The sequence below is a fragment of the Terriglobus roseus genome, assembly GCF_900102185.1.
GTDB classification, from domain to species: domain Bacteria; phylum Acidobacteriota; class Terriglobia; order Terriglobales; family Acidobacteriaceae; genus Terriglobus; species Terriglobus roseus_A.
Genome location: NZ_LT629690.1, coordinates 1,224,016 through 1,241,647, shown reverse-complemented (window position 1 = coordinate 1,241,647; position 17,632 = coordinate 1,224,016). Strand labels below are relative to the sequence as shown.

At 54.2% G+C, this 17,632-nt stretch carries 15 protein-coding genes; 4 read left to right on the top strand and 11 right to left on the bottom strand.

Translation table 11 applies throughout. The annotated features are described in order from the left end of the window. Positions 1-381: 381 nt before the first annotated feature. The 5 genes from BLT38_RS05255 to BLT38_RS05235 form a co-directional block, all read right to left on the bottom strand. Positions 382-771: a hypothetical protein gene (locus tag BLT38_RS05255; protein WP_083344245.1), complete on the bottom strand. Its 390-nt coding sequence runs from the start codon at positions 769-771 to the stop codon at positions 382-384. 358 nt (positions 772-1,129) lie between these two features. Next, positions 1,130-2,038: a manganese catalase family protein gene (locus BLT38_RS05250; RefSeq protein ID WP_083344244.1), complete on the bottom strand. Its 909-nt coding sequence runs from the start codon at positions 2,036-2,038 to the stop codon at positions 1,130-1,132. Between the two features lie 502 nt (positions 2,039-2,540). Then, on the bottom strand, positions 2,541-2,702 hold the full coding sequence (locus tag BLT38_RS20450; protein ID WP_156785020.1) for a hypothetical protein: 162 nt from the start codon (positions 2,700-2,702) through the stop codon (positions 2,541-2,543). 875 nt (positions 2,703-3,577) lie between these two features. Further along, positions 3,578-5,062, bottom strand: a complete 1,485-nt coding sequence (locus BLT38_RS20670; RefSeq protein WP_172838153.1) for a MetQ/NlpA family ABC transporter substrate-binding protein — start codon at positions 5,060-5,062, stop codon at positions 3,578-3,580. Further along, entirely contained in the window at positions 5,059-6,063 is a 1,005-nt protein-coding gene (locus tag BLT38_RS05235) for a methionine ABC transporter ATP-binding protein (RefSeq protein ID WP_172838152.1), read from the bottom strand. The genes BLT38_RS20670 and BLT38_RS05235 overlap by 4 nt, the downstream gene beginning before the upstream one ends. Before the next feature lie 275 nt (positions 6,064-6,338). On the opposite strand from BLT38_RS05235, the gene BLT38_RS05230 reads away from it, so the two are divergent. Both BLT38_RS05230 and BLT38_RS05225 read left to right on the top strand, forming a co-directional pair. Then, the gene (locus tag BLT38_RS05230) at positions 6,339-7,340 is read left to right on the top strand and encodes an ATP-grasp domain-containing protein (RefSeq protein WP_083346925.1); all 1,002 of its coding nucleotides are present in this window, start codon (positions 6,339-6,341) and stop codon (positions 7,338-7,340) included. Between the two features lie 7 nt (positions 7,341-7,347). Then, positions 7,348-8,364, top strand: a complete 1,017-nt coding sequence (locus tag BLT38_RS05225) for an LLM class flavin-dependent oxidoreductase (protein WP_083344241.1) — start codon at positions 7,348-7,350, stop codon at positions 8,362-8,364. A 179-nt stretch (positions 8,365-8,543) separates the two neighbouring features. Here BLT38_RS05225 and BLT38_RS05220 read toward each other — a convergent pair whose 3' ends face one another. After that, positions 8,544-10,421 (bottom strand): family 2A encapsulin nanocompartment cargo protein cysteine desulfurase, encoded by a 1,878-nt coding sequence (locus tag BLT38_RS05220; protein ID WP_083344240.1) that lies wholly within the window; start codon positions 10,419-10,421, stop codon positions 8,544-8,546. Next, complete coding sequence (locus tag BLT38_RS05215; protein WP_083344239.1) at positions 10,408-11,322, bottom strand: family 2A encapsulin nanocompartment shell protein; 915 nt, start codon at positions 11,320-11,322, stop codon at positions 10,408-10,410. The genes BLT38_RS05220 and BLT38_RS05215 overlap by 14 nt, the downstream gene beginning before the upstream one ends. A gap of 227 nt (positions 11,323-11,549) precedes the next feature. Here BLT38_RS05215 and BLT38_RS05210 point away from each other — a divergent pair, with 227 nt between their 5' ends. Then, on the top strand, positions 11,550-12,047 hold the full coding sequence (locus BLT38_RS05210) for an Lrp/AsnC family transcriptional regulator (protein WP_083344238.1): 498 nt from the start codon (positions 11,550-11,552) through the stop codon (positions 12,045-12,047). A 91-nt stretch (positions 12,048-12,138) separates the two neighbouring features. Here the strand turns inward: BLT38_RS05210 and def are convergent, their stop codons facing one another. The 3 genes from def to BLT38_RS05195 all read right to left on the bottom strand — a co-directional run bounded on the left by def (position 12,139) and on the right by BLT38_RS05195 (position 15,094). Beyond that, a complete protein-coding gene (gene def, locus BLT38_RS05205) occupies positions 12,139-12,756 on the bottom strand; it encodes a peptide deformylase (RefSeq protein ID WP_083344237.1) in 618 nt (205 codons plus the stop codon). 50 nt (positions 12,757-12,806) lie between these two features. Next, complete coding sequence (locus BLT38_RS05200) at positions 12,807-13,694, bottom strand: alpha/beta hydrolase family protein (protein ID WP_083344236.1); 888 nt, start codon at positions 13,692-13,694, stop codon at positions 12,807-12,809. Between the two features lie 86 nt (positions 13,695-13,780). Further along, positions 13,781-15,094, bottom strand: a complete 1,314-nt coding sequence (locus BLT38_RS05195; protein WP_083344235.1) for a TlpA disulfide reductase family protein — start codon at positions 15,092-15,094, stop codon at positions 13,781-13,783. A gap of 264 nt (positions 15,095-15,358) precedes the next feature. On the opposite strand from BLT38_RS05195, the gene BLT38_RS05190 reads away from it, so the two are divergent. After that, a complete protein-coding gene (locus tag BLT38_RS05190; protein ID WP_231966761.1) occupies positions 15,359-16,015 on the top strand; it encodes a response regulator in 657 nt (218 codons plus the stop codon). Between the two features lie 2 nt (positions 16,016-16,017). Here BLT38_RS05190 and BLT38_RS05185 read toward each other — a convergent pair whose 3' ends face one another. After that, complete coding sequence (locus BLT38_RS05185; protein ID WP_083344233.1) at positions 16,018-17,436, bottom strand: sensor histidine kinase; 1,419 nt, start codon at positions 17,434-17,436, stop codon at positions 16,018-16,020. Between the last annotated feature and the right edge of the window lie 196 nt (positions 17,437-17,632).

Genomic DNA, 17,632 nt, shown 5'->3' with positions numbered 1-17,632 from the left:
TCGTGAGTGATCGGGTACGGGAACTCAGCAATCAGTGACATTGGAGCCCGGTGGCGCAACCTTCGCCTACGTCAAGACAAGGCATTGGTCGTGCGCTTCGATCCCTACGGCCTTACACTGCCCAGCATCGACACCACGCATCTGCCTAGCACGAGAACTCAGCTCATCCCCTCTTGATGCGTCTGGCAAGTGATCGAGTTGCTGCTTCCGCTTGAGTCATCTCTCAGTACTTTCTTTTCTCACAATCTTGTTTCCGAGAACCTGCGTTTGAACTGCGTTCATAGGAACGTCCTGGATCGTGATTCAGGCAGAGCGCACATAACATGAAAAGACGGGGGGCCGGGCTATTCGCCCGGCCCCCGATCCGTGCAAGCTGGTGGCCTACCGAGGTGTCGTCGATCCGTTCGGTGTGCTGCCGTTCGGTGCGCTTGTGTTGGGCGCCGCGCTTCCCTCAGGACTAGTACTGCCGCTAGGCAATGTGGTTGGCGAGGTGCTCCCATTCGTAGAGTCGCCGTTGCTGCGCTGGGGAACCATATCGTCTTTCGGTGTGGCACTACTGCCTGACATCGATCCGTTCGTACCCGATTGATCAGGTATCTTGGACTTCGACTGTTTGCGATGCTGGGAGCCGCCAACCTTCGACTGGTCGGTTTGCGAGGTGTTGGAACCCGCGCCCTGCGCAGTGCCTTTGATGGTGCCCGATGTTTGGGCAAATCCCGCAGCAGCGATTATGCTCATTGCGAAGATTGTTGCATTACGTGTGATTCGCATTCAGTTGGTACCTCTTACGTCTTCGATGCCATAACGCACTCGGCGACCGTACGCCCCAGCTCCGAGTAAGAGATAGCATTCACGTGGTGGACATCTTTACATGGCGAGTAGATCTAAGCCGGTTTACGACGAACCGCGGCGACAAATAAGCCGATTCCATCGATCAACTCAGTGTGCTCAGTGCGGGCGGAATCGGCACGGTTTTGTGCACTCCATCGATTTGATAAGGCCTGCGTCGATATCCTTCTTTCATGGGCAAAATGACAAAGTGCCGAGTGCGGAAACTACGATGACCATGACTTGATCCTTTCGAAATCATTGATTCATCGATACTTTCGGACTGATCGATCAACGAGTATTACTTTGACGTTTTTTTCCGCTTGCCATTCTCGCCTTTGAGAGTTGCCTGTTTGCCACTCTGAGCCGCGTGTTTACCTGGAATCGGCTTAGGATCTACGCTGACAACAGCGGTAGCCGTAGAAGCCTTGATCCCGCTGTCCTGCTTTCCCCTGCCTTCTGCACCCGCGACACCGTTGATATCTTTGACCGATAATCCAGCGCCGCCAACCATCTCTGACTCGACTGGTTTTAAACCAAAGGAAGTCTGCCAAGGGCCGCGTATATCGATCTCACCTTCATTCCCTTCTCCCGTCGAAGCATTGAAGTATTGGTCGACGATGCCTGGAGTAACCGCGAGCCGTCCAATCGAGAAAGGAGATTTCTCAAGAGACTCCAGCGCTGCGGAGAAGGCTTTCATGTGCGTGATCTCGCGCGTCATCAGGAACTGGAGGGTGTCGATTGAGCCGGGATCGTCGGTGTAGTTGATAAGCCGTTCGTACACGATTTTTGCCCTCGCTTCGGCTGCAATATTGCTGCGCAGGTCTACGTCGAGTTCTCCGGTTATCTTCAGATAATCCGATGTCCAGGCATTGCCCATCGAATTGCGAAGATCCACCCCACCACCTCCAGCAATACAAATCAGAGGATCAGCTTCAGCGGCTTCGCGGTTCTCCTTCATCGGCTTCAAATGCATACGAATCAGAGCACCGACGACTTCCAAGTGGCTCAACTCTTCAGTTCCGATGTCGAGTAGAAGGTCGCGACGGGCCAAGTCATCAACACAATTCCAACCTTGGATTGTGTACTGCATGGCTGCGGCGAGTTCGCCGTTCGCGCCACCGAATTGCTCCAAGAGCATGTTGCCAAATCTCACGTCCGGAGTTCCGACGTTTACCGTGAACATCATTTTCTTAATGTGGTGATACATGGTGGCCAACTTTCGAAGAACAGAAGCCCTTGCTTGAATGGGTCAAGAGCAGGTTGCAGGACGATGCCAGAATTGGCCGTTCAATAAACTCGGACGAGAAGATGTCATGGGATCTAGTCGTTGACTGGGACGTAAACGGAGTAGCCGCGAGGGGAGCCATGAATTCTGACTTGTCATCGCATCCCAATAAGACCCCTGCATCATGACGGCCATAGTGGTTCACCCCGCTGCACGTTAGTGTGCTGTGGCCGTCGGCTTCGCTCTATTCTGTGTCAGACTCCTACGGTTTGATGCCAAGACGGTGAGATTCACGGTAAGAGCGAGCCAATTAACCGCAGATACGACATTTCTATTACGAAGCGGCACAAGCAAGTTATTCGAGACATCTTTCGGCATCCAATGCTTTATCACTGGTGTGGAGAATGAGAGGAGTGCCAAGCTCGGTTTCGCAACGAACGTTTTAAAATTTCCGTTAAGTGCTGCCCGTCGTCGAAGAATAGGACTAACAGCCGGTTTGAGCGTTCGTCAGTCCACTTTCTGTCGAACATGTAGGGCGATCGAAGAGACCGAGCGTGGCTCCTCCCACGAACACGACTTCACCAAGGAATGGCTTGAGCTTAGCCGCAGCCTCTTGCAGCAGCGGCAGGTTGGGATCGTCGCTCATGCGCTCAGAGCTTCCTTCAGCATAGAGCCCGCCAGATTCCTCTCTCGTGCGCGGCCATCTCGTATGGCGTCGCACAGCGCTAAGAGGGAGTAAAGATCTTTGTCCAGCAAGGCCGCTTGAGGGGCTCCCTTATACAGAGGGCTTAGAGAGAGACCTCGTACTGTCCCGTACGCGTAAGGCCAAACTGCAGGAAGTTCACTTGACGGGGGAAATGCCGCACTGAGTGGCTCGACAGAGGTGCCGGTGGGTATGCCACGCGTCAGTCCCCCCTTCTGTGCGGGAAAGACATACTTAAAGCCATGGAGCAGCAATTCCAAGAGAGCGGGGCGATTCACTCGCTTGGCCCGGTCGTCTGTGTGGAGCAACCCGGCTTCCCTGCTCCTCTGAAGCGATTTGGACACTTCGGAAGGAGAAAGAAAAAGTTCGCGCGCGAGGTCTTTGGAAAGCGTGGGTTTTCCTTTGGCCAGCACCAGTTTCAACAAAATCGCGATGTCTTGGCCTTGCGTATGAAAATGCTACTCTCCGATTTCCAAATTGGAAACTGGAAATTTAGAACTTAGATCACCAAACGAGTAGTCCCTACAATCCTTCGCTTAACAGCTAGCTTACCGGCTGCATCCGAGCGTTTCTGGACAATAGTCTCAGATCTCCTCCATGCGGATTCAACCGAACACCTGAACGCTGTTCCGTCGCCTTCCGCCAACACCGATTCGGTGTTCACCGGTCGACAATCCGTCAATTCGCCTGAAACATCACTGTTGGTCCATTTGACTCGCGTCCAGCCAGGCGTAGAAAGCCTCTTTTAGGAGGAATAGTCACAAATCACTTCAACACCGTTATTTCTTTTATCTGGTGTCGGTTACGCTCATTTCCTGTCATTGCACTGGAAGCACCGCTCCGCGGTAGTGGTCTCGGATAAATGCTTGCATTTCAGGAGATTGCAATGTCTTCACCAACAACCGGATACGGGGATCATTTGTGCGATCCGCAAGTGATGAAACAACGTTCGCATACGGGGAAGCAGAGCCTTCTAGAAGAAGAGCGTCTTTCGTTGGATCAAGCTCCGCAGCCAACGCATAATTCATGTTGATCACAGCTACGTTGGCGTCCTGCAACGAGCGGGGTAGCTGGGCAGCTTCCAGAAGCCGGATTTGCACGTGCTTCGGGTTCTGGGATATGTCCTGTACTGTCGCTCCCACAGCGGATCCGGTACGTAGTTGAAGCAAATCTGCAGCCTGCAGTAGTAACAGCGCGCGTCCCGAGTTTGCCGGGTCATTTGGAACCGTGATGATCGCGTGTTCCGGGAGCGCGTTCAGAGACCTCGAGCGGCCTGCATAAATTCCCAAAGGCTCAATATGGATTTTCCCTACCGAGACGACATGTGCGTTGCGCGCGTGGTTGAAGTTCTCCATAAACGGGACATGTTGGAAGTAGTTCGCATCGATGTCCCCGGACACCAAGGCGAGATTGGGCTGGACGTAGTCATTAAACGAAACAATCTCTACATCAAGGCCTTGCCGTTTCAGCAGTGGCAACGCGGCCTGCAAGATTTCTCCGTGCGGCACGGGATTTACGCCGACACGGAGAGGTCTATTGCTCCCCTGAGGTCGCTGCGAATGGAAGAGACCACCAGCTGCTCCCAAGAGCAACACTGCAGAACCGACAATCGCGGGTAGCCCTTGCTTGATTGATTTCTTTCTAGCTGACGGTTCGGTGTGCTGGAAATGACGCGCAGCACTATCTCCTACGAACTGAACCGTCTGGATCAGGAGGACCAGCACAATTACAGTCGCGAGCATTACATCCGCGCGGAACCCTTGATATCCATAACGAATGGCCAGATCACCAAGTCCTCCACCGCCTATCGCACCAGCCATCGCGGAGTAACTGATCAGGGTGATTGTGACGATAGTCATAGAACGTATGAGCGCCGGAACGGCTTCCGGAAGGTAAGTCTTACGAATCACCTGCCAGGGTGTTGCGCCCATCGTCAACACGGCTTCGATCACACCATAGTCGACCTCCAGCAGGGACGATTCGACTAATCTTGCGACATATGGAATGGCGCCGACGACCAACGGCACAATCGCCGCGGACGTTCCGATTGCAGTTCCGATTAACCAACGCGTGAACGGCAAGATCGCAACAAGCAGGATGATGAATGGAACGCTTCTGCCCACGTTAGTCACAACATTTAAAACTCGATATAACCACGGTGCCTGGAGGATTCGTCCTGGCGCCGTAGTGACCAGAGCGATGCCAAGGAACAATCCTCCCACACCACTCAGCAACACGGCGATTCCCACCATGTAGAGCGTTTGCAGCGTCGGTTCCCACAAGAGTGCGAGCAGATTCTTCATGCGCGATTCCCTCCGTCATGAGAATCGAGAGGGTTGACAGCTGCACCGTTTTCTCTAAGGAACTTGACTGCACGGGCTATGGGACCAGCTTCACCACGAGCTACTACGATGAGGTTTCCATATGGGACATCGCGGAGGCGTCCAACCTCCCCATGCACGACATGAAGGTCAATGCCGAAGTATCGCGCGGCCTGCGTAAGAAGCGGTAACTCTGCACTTGCACCTGCAAGTTGCAGCGAAAGCAGAATGGAGTCAGCGGGGAGCTTGCTCTCTCCTATCAGCATACGCACGTAATCAGGAGAATTTGGCAACCCCAACAATCTTCGTGCTGCATCACTGGACGGCCTCAAAAACAGGTCCGGTACCGAAACCTGCTCAACGATACGCCCGTGGTCCAAGACTGCGACCTTGTCACAAATGGCCCGTACTGCATTGAGTTCGTGTGTCACCAGGATGATCGTGATACCCATCTCATCCCGTACACGCTGCAGTGTTTCCAGAACGGAAGCCGTAGTCTCTGCATCGAGTGCTGACGTTGGCTCGTCACTTAGCAACACCGCTGGTTTCGTTGCCAGGGCACGCGCAATTGCCACGCGTTGCCTCTGACCACCGGAAAGCTGTGACAGGTATGCGTCGCGTTTTCCGTTCAGGCCGAACCATTCCAATAGCTCTCCAACGCGAGCCGCGATGGCGGTTCTGCCTATGCCAGCAAGCTCCAGCGGCAATGCCACATTCTCCGCAACCGTTCGGGAACGCAAAAGGTGATATTGCTGGAAGACAATGCCCAATCGTCGACGCGCGATGCGTAAGGCGGCGCCATCCAGATGTGCGAGATCAGCACCGTCCACGACGACACGGCCCGCGTCGACTCTCTCGAGCCGACTAATGCACCGCAGTAGGGTAGTCTTCCCCGATCCACTGAAGCCGATAATGCCTTGGATAGTGCCCGCCTCGACTGACAAGGACACGTCATCGAGAGCGCGAAATTCGACTTGCGCCAAGGAATAGGATTTCCGTACGCCTTCAAGGCTGATTGCGGGCATTGGATTCTTAATGGATGTCGTGAATGAGGGTGTTCAAAGGGCTCCCGGCCGGCGGCCAGAGAGCCTCAAATTAGCACTGGATCGAGGATCGACAGCGCACGATTTGGATCGAAAACACCACTACAACTCACCGTACTGCCAGCGTGCCTTGTAGTCAACCGCGTAGACATGTTCTGGAGCCATTACCAGCTATGATTATCAGTGAAGCTTTTTCGCTGCTTGCCGGAGAATCCATGTCTGCTATCGCTGCTCCTACTCTCGAAGAAACCTCCAACCTCTCATCGCATGCACCACTTGCATTTCTCTACGAACATCCGCAGTGGTTCAATCCGATCTTCACGGAGTTGGAGAAGCGTGGCTTTCCGTTTAGCAAAGTCTACATTCCAGACTCTTTCTACGACATTGGTGCGGACGTCCCATTCCGAGTGCTGTTCAACCGTATGAGCCCGTCAGCAAAGAGCCGCGGGAATGAATCTGGAATGTTTCACACACTCGCCTATCTTGACCATCTGGACTTGCTCGGCGTCCGAGTCATCAATGGTGCGAAGGCGTTTCGTTATGAGGTCTCAAAAGCTGCCCAGCACTCGCTGCTACGTTCACTTGGTATCCGGTATCTCCACTCGCGAATTATTCACACCCCACAACAGGCACTCGCTGCTTCAGAAGGTCTGCGCTTCCCGATCATTGTGAAGGCAAACATTGGCGGTAGCGGCAAAGGTATCGTTCGTTTCAACACGAAGGCCGAGTTGGAAGAAGGTATCCGCACTGGGGCGATTGATCTGGGCTACGACAATGTCGCTCTTGTACAGGAATTTGTTCCCGCACGCGGAGGCTACATCACGCGCGTTGAGACACTCGGAGGCAAGTATCTTTATGCCATCCATGTCTATCTCAATGGCGAAACATTCGACCTGTGCCCCGCAGACATTTGCCAGACAGCGCGGGGCGAGGCACTCAACAACGCCTGCGTGCTGGAGGCAGCTAAATCAGGCCTGAAGGTCGAAGGCTATACTCCGCCAACAGAGGTGATCGCTAAGATCGAACGCATTGTGCAGGCTGCGGGCATTGATGTGGGTGGTATTGAATACATCGTCGACGATCGTGACGGCGAGATCTACTATTACGACGTCAATGCTCTCTCAAACTTCGTTGCGGATGCTCCGCGTGTGATCGGCTTCAACCCCGTTGAGAACCTCGCAGACTTTCTCATCGAAGAGGTGAAGCGTGCCGTCTAATCACTCGATGCGCTTCGGGTACTGGATGCCCGTCTTCGGTGGCTGGCTTCGCAATGTGGAAGATGAAGGCATGGAGGCAAGCTGGAACTATGTCAGCCGCCTCGCCCGTCGTAGCGAGCAGATCGGTTTTGATCTTTCACTTATTGCGGAGCTGAACCTCAACGACATTAAGGGTATAGAAGCACCGAGCCTCGATGCCTGGTCCACTGCCGCCGCTTTGGCAGCAATCACTGAGTCGTTAGAGTTGATGGTGGCTGTTCGTCCCACATTTCACTCCCCTGCTCTGTTGGCGAAACAGGCTGCAAACATCGACAACATCAGCAACGGAAGACTCGCGTTGAACGTTGTCTCCTCATGGTGGGAACAGGAAGCGCGGATGTATGGCGTGGACTTCGAGAAGCACGACGATCGCTACGGCCGCACTTCGGAATGGCTCGACGTGATCAACAGCCTGTGGACGCAGGATCACTACACCCACAGTGGCAAGTATTACCGGGTGGAAGACACAGTCCTTCAGCCGAAGCCAGTGCGCTCTCCCCGACCTGTCATCTATGCCGGTGGCGAATCGGAAGCTGCAAAGAATCTCATCGCACAGAAATGCGACGCCTATGTCATGCACGGTGATTCACCGGAATACGTTGCCGCAAAGATTGCGGACATGCGCGAACGTCGAGAACGCTTCGATCTGCCTCCTATGCAATTCGGCCTAGCTGGATACGCGTTTGTCCGTGACTCTGAGCAAGACGTTCAGAACGAGTTGAACCGGATCACCAATGTCAACGACAACGCGGGCGGATTTGCCAACTATCAGCAGTGGCTGCAAGGTACCCAGCTTGAGCAGAAGATGTCGATCGAAGAATATTCCGTTTCTAACCGAGGCCTTCGCTCCAAACTGTATGGCACGCCGGATCAAGTCCAGGAACAAGTAGGAAAGTTCGAAGAAGCTGGCGTTAACCTGCTGCTACTGCAGTTCAGCCCGCAACTGGAAGAGATGGAACGCTTCAGCCAAGCCGTCATCCAGTAGGAGCTATATCTTTTGCGGCTCACACAGTTCCAGGCGGCCATGACCATCTTGCGCCGTTGCTCCACCGCCGGACAAGCACACCCAATCAGTCACAATGATTCCCGCTAGAAGAAAGCCGGGACAGAAGTGTCGCTTCTGTCCCGGCAAATCGTCGACGCTCTCTCATCTATCGGGGCCGTCTACGCTTCCGTGTTTTTCAACTTGCGTAGAACGGCAACCATCGCATCGACATCGTCGTAGTTGTTGTAGAGCGCTAGTGAAGGTCGCACTGTTGTCTCGACACCAAATCGACGAAGTGCGGGCTGCGCGCAATGATGGCCCGAACGTACGGCAATCCCTTCGCGGTTCAATGCAGCGCCGACCTCCTCCGTCTTGTAACCCTCGAGAACAAAGGAAAGGACGCTTGCCTTTTCCTTGGCTGTGCCAATTAGCCGCAAGCCAGGAATCGTCCGCAGCAGCTTGGTTGCATAGATGAGAAGATCATGCTCGTGACGAGCAATGTTCTCCATGCCAAGCTGCTCAACGTAGTCGATGGCGGCGCCAAGTCCGACGGCATCGGCAATATTTCCTGTGCCAGCCTCAAAGCGCGCCGGTGGTGGATGATAGATCGTCTTCTCAAACGTAACGTCAACGATCATGTTGCCGCCGCCTTGCCAGGGAGGTGTCTCCGCAAGGGCATCCGGCTTGCCGTAAAGCACACCGATACCCGTAGGCCCGAAGACTTTGTGACCGGAAAATACAAAGAAGTCGCAGTCAAGCGCCTGCACATCCGTGCTCATGTGCGATACCGACTGCGCTCCGTCCACAAGCACACGCGCTCCGTAGCGATGCGCCATCTGCACCATTTGCCGCGCCGGCGTGATCGTACCAAGAGCGTTTGCTACCTGAGTGATCGATACAAGGCGCGTCTTTGGGTTGAGCAGCTTCTCGTATTCATCTAACAGGATCTGCCCATCATCGTCGACCGGAGCGACACGCAAGCGTGCGCCCGTTTCCGCAGCAAGCATCTGCCACGGAACGATGTTCGCATGATGCTCGATCCAACTAATGACTATCTCGTCGTCCTTACCGATGTGTCGACGTCCCCAGCTTTTCGCGACGAGGTTGATAGCTTCCGTTGCGCCACGAACGAAGACGACTTCCTTGGTAGAAGGGGCGTTCAGGAAGTGTGCAACCTTCTCGCGGGCATCCTCATACGCGTCAGTGGCTCGAGCGGCAAGTTCATGTGCTGCTCGGTGAATATTCGAATTCTCGTGCTCATAGAAGTGCGAGAGACGATCGATCACGCTCTGGGGCTTCTGCGTTGTGGCTGCATTGTCAAGCCAGATAAGAGGCTTGCCGTTGACGCGTTCCTTAAGGATGGGAAAGTCGTTACGCACGGCATTCACATCAAACTGCCCGCGTGGTAGGTGGAGGTCCGGAAGCAATGAAGGAGATATCTCTGCACTGCTTGCTGAAGCAGACTTTGTCGAAGCGGGCTTGGAAAGAGTTCCGGCGTCCTGCAGAAAATACAACGACGACACGGAATTCAGGACAGCCTTTACATCGTCTTCCGTTGGCATCGCGCTCAGTCCAGGGATAGAAGGCACTGCCGCATCGAAGAGTGGAAACGGTGATTCAAACGCAGGCTGTCCAAACGGAGAAACAGCATCAAGTGATGGTGCCGGAGGGAACCGTGCATCCGTGAACGGAGCCGCATTCACGGATGCAGGAGCAGCCGAAAGCTCAGGCCGAAAGCCCGACGTATCGATACTCGACTGTCGATGCACATCCGCTTCGTTCGGCAGCTTGTCAAGCGGAGCACCAGTGAACATGGACGAAGGCGTACCTCCGAACTGTGGCACCATGCTGGGCACAATGACTGCCGATTGCGCACCACCAACCTGGCTCAGCGGCCCTGGCATCGAACGAAAGAACTCATTCGCCATCTGCGCAAGCATCGCTGGGTCCAAAGCACCCGCTGGTGCGGACGACATTGCACCTCGCGGGTCCCCACCTGCGCCTTCAACTACTATTGGCGCGAAGCCACGAGCTTTGTCCTGATCACTGGTAGTCATAGTAGTTGCCTACTTCAACGTTCTCAATCACACCAAGTGCGTCCTCAGTGAGGACGGCCGCTGAGCAATAAAGCGAAATGAGATAGGACGCCATGGAGTTGCGATCAATCCCCATGAAACGAACCGAGAGGCCAGGAGTCTGCTCACCGGGCAGCCCGGGTTGAAACAAGCCGACAACGCCCTGCTTCTTCTCACCTGTACGCAGCAATAGGATGTTCGTCTTGCCTTCGGTTACCGTCAACTTATCGGAAGGAACAATGGGCAAACCGCGCCATGTGAGGAACGGCGATCCGAACATGGTTGTCGTCGGCGGAGGAACGCCGCGACGTGTGCATTCGCGACCAAACGCCGCAATAGCCGCGGGATGTGCAAGGAAGAATGCGGGCTCTTTCCACACCCTCGAGATCAACTCATCCATGTCATCCGGAGTCGGTGAGCCAGCGCGGGGCTGAACCTTGAACGCCGGATCGACATTACTCAGCAGGCCATAGTCTGCATTATTGATCAGCTCGAATTCCTGGCGCTCTTTCACCTTCTCTACGGTTAACCGCAACTGCTCACGAATCTGATCATGCGGATGACTGTACAGGTCGGAGACGCGTGTGTGGACATCGACAACGGTCGAGATGGCGCTCAGTGTGTACTCGCGAGGCTTCTCCTCATAATCAACAAAAGTCTCCGGCAGTTCACGCTCATCACGCGAGCCACAGGCAACTTCAATTTCGGAGTCATTCTTGACCTTGTTGACACGGAACGTACCCGACTCCACTGGAATCCAGGAGAGCAGTTGCACGAGCCAACGCGGTGTAATGGCGCCGAGTTGAGGGGCTGTCTTCGTTGTATTCGCTAGCTGGCGTGCTGCTGCGTCTCCGACTGCACGACGTGTATCGTTTGTGGCCACGGGAGTGTTCTCCTTGATGCGTTTTTAAGATTTCTGTCGATCTGTCTGCATTCTTTCCTGCAAGACAGCTCCAAATCACTTCCGATGATAGCTAGGGTCAAGTGCACAAAGAATGACGCATATATGGTATTTCGTGGAAAATTAGATATAAAGAACGGCCTTATGCAGGCTTAACCTAATACTATGAAGCAGGCGTTTGTAATGATCACCTGCACGATGGAGCCCAAATGATCGCCTCGCCAGAATCGCCCGTTGACACAATTAATCGAGACATCCTCGCAGAGCTTCAAACCAACGCACGCATCCCTTTCGCTGAGTTGGGACGCCGCGTTGGCCTCTCGACACCTGCTGTCATTGAACGCGTCAAGCGACTTGAGGAGAATCAAATCATTCTCGGTTATCGCGCGATCGTCGATCCAGCAAAGGTAGGCCTCCCAGTCCGTGCTTTTGTAAAAGTCACGATCGCCGGAGATCGGCTAACAAAATTCTCCGCACTGATTAAGACATTGCCTGAGGTGCTGGAGTGTCACCGTGTTACTGGTGCTGAGTCGTTCATGGTGCAAGTGGCTCTCCGTGATGTGGGACATATGGAAGAAGTCATCGACGCGATGATGCCGTACGTCGCGACGAACACGTCGATGATTCTTGCATCGCCCGTGCCTTGGAACAGCGTCCTGCCAACTCTGCCCGGAGAAAAACGAACGCGCAAGACTGGAACTGCTTAAGCCTCCCTTCTCAGTAGCTTCTCTACGTCATCACGCAGTTGCCTTGTCGTTCAACTATGCCTTCGGCAACATTAGAGAACTCAGCGAAACGTTATGCAGTAGTAAGACCGTTTGCAGCGGCTGCAGGGCGGAACTCTTTTCGTGCGTCACTCGTGAGCTTCGTCTTCCAGTGACGCGTGTATTGATCGATAGAACAGAAACTTCGACTCCACATGCGGTCGATGTACAGTGTCCCCTGCAAGTGGTCGATCTCATGCTGCAGGATGCGTGCATACCATCCCTCAGCCACAATCTCGATTGGATTGCCAAGCTCATTGAGGGCATTCACCCTCACCCGGTGAGCTCGCGGCACCAGAGCGACAAAGCCAGATACGCTCAGGCACCCCTCGTAAAAGCTCACCTCCGGCGGTGATAACAATTCAATTTTGGGATTGATCAAAACATGGAAGGGCACAGGACGACGGCCCCGTTCGTTGAGTTCCGCCTCCGTTAGACTCGACTGGTATTCCGCGCGATCTTCGACAATTGCAAGTTGTAGCGGTTCCCCAATCTGAGGCGCAGCGAGCCCCACGCCCGGTGCGTCTCGCAACGTTTCGAGCATTAGATCGATCAGCTCACGAATTCTCTCGCTGCCAATCTCTTCAGCCGACAACGGACGTGCGGGACCGCGAAGAACGGGCTCTCCGGCCTGCGCGATCTTGAGTTTCATCGATACCCGCCCTCCTCATTATGAGTTCAAACATTCAGGGTCGAGTCACGTCAGCGGACAGACTGTTTTAGGAAATCCAGGATCGCTTGCTGCAGTGCGATGCGATGATCACTAAATGGATGATCTGTCTTTACTTCAACCTGTGTGGAGGCAGTGTTTCCTTGCGCCTTGAGAGCCTGGAGCAAAGTTGCGCTGTTCGGGCCAGTTCCATCGGCTGCCGTAATCAGCAAGATCGGACGCTTGCCCAGCGATGGCGTAAGTTTCAGAAAGTTCCATTCCGTTCGGTGATCGAAAACCTCGCCACTCAGTGCGGTTGCCGAAGTGCCTGCGAGCGGGAGCAGGTCAGTTGGGTCAATGCGTGCTGAAGCCTTTGCAACTGCCTGTTCTTTGTCTTCGTCTTTTAATCCCACAAACCGCGTCCCCAAGGAAGCACCGGAAATGGAAACAGCAGCAACCACCGATGGATTATGCGCGGCCGCAGAAAGCGACGCATAGCCGCCAAGGGAGTGCCCGATCACAACAACGCGCTTGGGATCAATACGGTACTTTGCGACTACTTCGGGAGACGTCGCCCATTGAACCTGCGCATCGGCATCTTCAATCACATGCTGATAAGAGAAGTTTCCAGAGATGCCCCAACTTCCCCGGTAGTGAACGGCAAGTACGTTATAGCCAGCGCGACGCAGTGTCTGGGCGAGATCCAGATTCTGTTCATAGCCAGGGAACCCGTGGTAAATGATGGCTGTGGGATGCGGTTCACTCCCGGACGCAAGATAAAGCGCACCGAGCAATTGTGCTCCGTGGGAAGGCACAGCAATCTCCACCAGCGATGATGGATGCTGAGAGTCCGCAGGTGGATCGGCCGCAATCGAAGAAGTTGTCTGTCCATGTAGAGTACTTGCAGATAACAGGATTCCAGTCAGTAGGTACGTTCGCATCGTTCACTGCATCCTTCGAAATGATTGGACGACTCGGTAAACCAAAGTTGAAGGCGATCAGGCATATCAGATCGCCTCCAACTTTGCTAATTCAACGCAGCCTTTTGCGTTGCTACGGGCTGTGAAAGCAGCTTCTCAACGAGCTTGGTCACTTCATGCTCCAGAGCGAGATGGCCAGCTGTATTCCCTGGACCAGCAAACCCTGCATGCGTTTCTTTCACAAGTCCGTCACGACCGATGAAAAATGACGTCGGCCAGCAGTTGAGGTTCTGCCCCTGAGGAATCTTTTCGCTCAGCTGATCCGTAGTGCCAGCCACCAGTACGGGATAGGTAATGCCATAGTGCTGAATGAATGCCTTCAACCGAGACGTATCCGTTTCTGGATCGCCCTGTTCAAAATCAAGATTTACGATCTCTAGCCCTTTGGCATGGAACCGCTTGTACAAACTAACAAGCAGGGGCGCTTCATCATGGCAGTTCGGGCACCACGATCCACCAATAGCAACGATCACGACCTTGCCTTTGAACTGGGCATCTGTGTTTGAAATCACTTTGCCGTTCAGATCCGGAAAACTAAATGCAAGTGGTGTATTCGGGTCCTTCACAGTCGTCTGTTGCGTCGTGTCGGTTGGAGAGCCAAGATTCAGCTTGCGCGCCTCTTCTGGCTTGCGCGCGATCAGATCCGAGGCAGAATCATGAACGGGCCCAAGAAGGCTTCGCACCGCAAGCGTCCCGTCGCTCTGAGGTGTCACGATGTAGCCTGCACCGCCAGCGGCCGTGAAATGAGTCAATGTATAGTGGGCCCCATCCCACGTTCCCCACAAACCGCCCGTATCACCATCAATGCGCTGAATTGCAGCCTTAATAACGGCAGTTTTGGCACTAGGAGGATCTACGCGAAGCTCCCAAGCCGCCTCCCCCTTGTTGCTCTTAGTTGCGATCTCCCAGGAACCTGAGACGTTGGGAGCGTTCGGCGCGGCAACAGGATCCGACAACTTCGCGACACGCTTCGCTGTGAACGTCGTCGGAGCTGAAGCACGTTTACCCGGACGCGTTGCACCATAGGTTCCCGTCAGCAAATTACCGTCAACGGTGGCATCGAGCGTACGAGCGAAGTAGTCGAACGATGCAACCAGATGATTCCCATCAAGTTTTGCTGAGGAAGCCGGCGATACATCCGGATTGCTCACGGGGCCGTTCAAGAACGCAGCCTCTAGCTTTCCCGCACGGTCAGAAATCCGAATCGTGATCGGAATCTCCGTATCGCGGACCTTGGCAGCTCCCTGCCAGGTGCCTGCAACGCTTTTGGGCGATGCTGTTTGCGCGCCGCTAATGGATGCGAAGGAAAGGACAGATAATGCACCCAAAGAGGATGCAAGGACACGGCCAGAAAGCTTCATGGCGAAGGCTCCGTCTAGGTCAACTTGTAAGTGTGATCAGAAACTTCGGTCGTAAGACGCGCCCGTTCTGTACGGACAGCACAAACGACTGTGTGGTGCCTGCGTTAGCGGCAACAACAACACAGTCTGGAGATAGCGTGCATGGCAAAACCATAACTTGAGTTTTGCCTACGGTCAAGCACCCATAAGAGAATTCCCCGCAGCCGAGATCGACCAATGCCTGAGGGGTTTATTCTCTGCATACGAGAAACCGACTCGACCAACATGAGTGCTGCCAGCAGAGATCAAACCCGACTATTGCTTTTGGACGACCATCTCCTGTTCCGGGAAGGTCTGGTTCGGCTGCTAGCGACGGAATCAGAATTTGAGTTGGTGGCGCAGTGCAGTACGGTGGCAGAGGCTCTGCCAGTCCTCGCGGATCGTCGCGTTGATCTCGTTCTTCTTGACTTCGACCTGGGGAATGACACGGGAGGCTCACTCCTTCAAGCCATACGCACCAATGGCTACAGTTGCAACGTTCTGCTGGTCACTGCAGGTGTGAGTCCTTTGGAGGCTCGTCTTCTTCGTGATGCGGGTATTGGTGGAATTTTCCATAAGCAAGGGTCTCCTGCCACACTTCTGGAAGCGATCCGAACCGTGGCATTGGGGAAGCCTTGGTTGGATCCGATAGAGATTCAAGCTTCAGCTCACCCCAGTCATGTTGGCTTGAGTGATCGACTGACGACTCGCGAGCAGGAAGTCCTGCGTGGTGTATTCGAAGGCTTGATCAACAAACAGATTGCAATTCGCATCGGCGTGTCGGAAAGCTCCGTCAAAGCGACATTGCAACAACTGTTCCATAAGACCGGCGTTAGAACGCGAAGTCAACTGGTCCGCATTGCGCTGGAAAGATCACTTGATGCCCAAGCTCTCAGGGCTTAATTCTAGCTCCCCGAGTTCTCCGATCGCCCGACAAGAGGGAGTTCCAAAACGAAGGAACATCCTTTGCTAGTTGGGACGTGTCGCAGTTCTCCGTGAAACGATCGTGCAAACGCCCTGGATAGATACAGGCCGAGACCAGTCGTGTGTGCCCCTTTCTGCAAGGGCTCAAAAAGCGACCGCCCAACAGGGATGCCGGGGCCATTGTCATCTACCGCAATCACGATGAAATTCCCATGGTGCCGGGCTGAGACGCTGATCCATTTGTCGTCCACACCTTCGAGCGCAAACTGGCTATTCTTTGTCAGGTTCAACAGAATCTGCATCAGCAATTGTCGATCTGCCCGGACAAGTGGCAAGTCGCTGGGAACATCCCAAGCAAGCGTGATATCCAACTCCGCACATGACCTCTCGAGCACGATCCGAAAGTCCGTCAAGACATCTTGCGCATTGAAGGTGTTGTGTGCAGCGCCGCCAGTAGAGCGCCTTAGCTCCAACGATGTAATCCTCGCCAGAGTCTTCGTGAGCGCTCCAAGAGATTCAAAATCCTGATTGCCGTTGAGGATGCCACTTCTAGAAAGATTCTCGTGCACTACTCGGATTGCGCCACAGACATTCCGAATCTCGTGAGACACGGCAGCTACCAAGATGTGTGATCCGGTCAGCATTTGTTCCAGGCTAGCCTCCTCTCGCTCGCGGAGGTCTTCTGATGCATCCACAACCAGAGCAGCTAAGCGCGGTCCTGCCGGAGTCCGATAGGTTGAGAAAAATACGTTGGCAACGAAAACCTCACCGTTGCGACGACGTCCATGAGTCTGCATTTCCGTACGATAGACAGTCGTTGTCTCATCCACCGACGGTACGGCTGCAAGCTCCGGAATGTAGTCGCCGATCCTGCTCCCACACAGACTGCCCGCCGGAACATCCAACAAGGCATGTGTCGCCGGGTTCGCGATCAGAATCTCGCCACTATCAGATACGGTGAACACAGCTGCGGGGCTGCTCTGCACCAGAAAGTCGAGTTGCTCCTCCGCCGCCAAGCGCGATGCGATCTCAACCTTTCGAGCTTCAACCTCATCCTGGAGACGCGTCAGGCTTTCCATCTCGGAGCGATAGCCGGTTGCAATTTGCCGCGAGAGCAGTCCGACCGTTGCCAGAGTCAGAAAGATAAGGATGCTTCGCGGGACCAGTGCGTCCATCGAAAATGGATCCAGCACGCTGGAAAGTGTCATACAAAATATCGCCATGCCGATGATCTGCCAAACACGGAGGATCGTTCCAAGCATCGCTAGCGGGAAGATATAGAGAAACCCCAAGGTCGCGTTGAAGGTAATACGCCAATCACACAAGGCGATGGCAGTCACACACAATACCGCAGCGAAAAGCACTGTCTGTGGGCGCTGCTTGAGCCACCAACGAATCATTTAGTTCGTCTCCTGGTTCATCGTATCGCCGCGAATGGTTCGATATGGCCAAAAGATAGGCTCCCTGACGTCCCAACACCTGCTACTTCTAGAGATAGTCATGTTCTCGCCTGCCAATCCGTTCCTACATCGCAGGCTTGAGATGTGTCTCAGCGACAGCGCTCCGCGGCGCTGTTGTCATCTTTCCTAAACCTCC

Excerpts from the sequence above, each read along its gene's own strand:
- BLT38_RS05255 (WP_083344245.1), bottom strand. The coding sequence starts at position 771 with ATGCGAATCACACGTAATGCAACAATCTTCGCAATGAGCATAATCGCT.
- BLT38_RS05230 (WP_083346925.1), top strand. The coding sequence starts at position 6,339 with ATGTCTGCTATCGCTGCTCCTACTCTCGAAGAAACCTCCAACCTCTCA.
- BLT38_RS20450 (WP_156785020.1), bottom strand. The coding sequence starts at position 2,702 with ATGAGCGACGATCCCAACCTGCCGCTGCTGCAAGAGGCTGCGGCTAAG.
- BLT38_RS05200 (WP_083344236.1), bottom strand. The coding sequence starts at position 13,694 with ATGCGAACGTACCTACTGACTGGAATCCTGTTATCTGCAAGTACTCTA.
- BLT38_RS05190 (WP_231966761.1), top strand. The coding sequence starts at position 15,359 with ATGAGTGCTGCCAGCAGAGATCAAACCCGACTATTGCTTTTGGACGAC.
- BLT38_RS05195 (WP_083344235.1), bottom strand. The coding sequence starts at position 15,094 with ATGAAGCTTTCTGGCCGTGTCCTTGCATCCTCTTTGGGTGCATTATCT.
- BLT38_RS05250 (WP_083344244.1), bottom strand. The coding sequence starts at position 2,038 with ATGTATCACCACATTAAGAAAATGATGTTCACGGTAAACGTCGGAACT.
- BLT38_RS05220 (WP_083344240.1), bottom strand. The coding sequence starts at position 10,421 with ATGACTACCAGTGATCAGGACAAAGCTCGTGGCTTCGCGCCAATAGTA.
- BLT38_RS05210 (WP_083344238.1), top strand. The coding sequence starts at position 11,550 with ATGATCGCCTCGCCAGAATCGCCCGTTGACACAATTAATCGAGACATC.
- def (WP_083344237.1), bottom strand. The coding sequence starts at position 12,756 with ATGAAACTCAAGATCGCGCAGGCCGGAGAGCCCGTTCTTCGCGGTCCC.
- BLT38_RS05225 (WP_083344241.1), top strand. The coding sequence starts at position 7,348 with ATGCGCTTCGGGTACTGGATGCCCGTCTTCGGTGGCTGGCTTCGCAAT.
- BLT38_RS05185 (WP_083344233.1), bottom strand. The coding sequence starts at position 17,436 with ATGATTCGTTGGTGGCTCAAGCAGCGCCCACAGACAGTGCTTTTCGCT.
- BLT38_RS20670 (WP_172838153.1), bottom strand. The coding sequence starts at position 5,062 with ATGAAGAATCTGCTCGCACTCTTGTGGGAACCGACGCTGCAAACGCTC.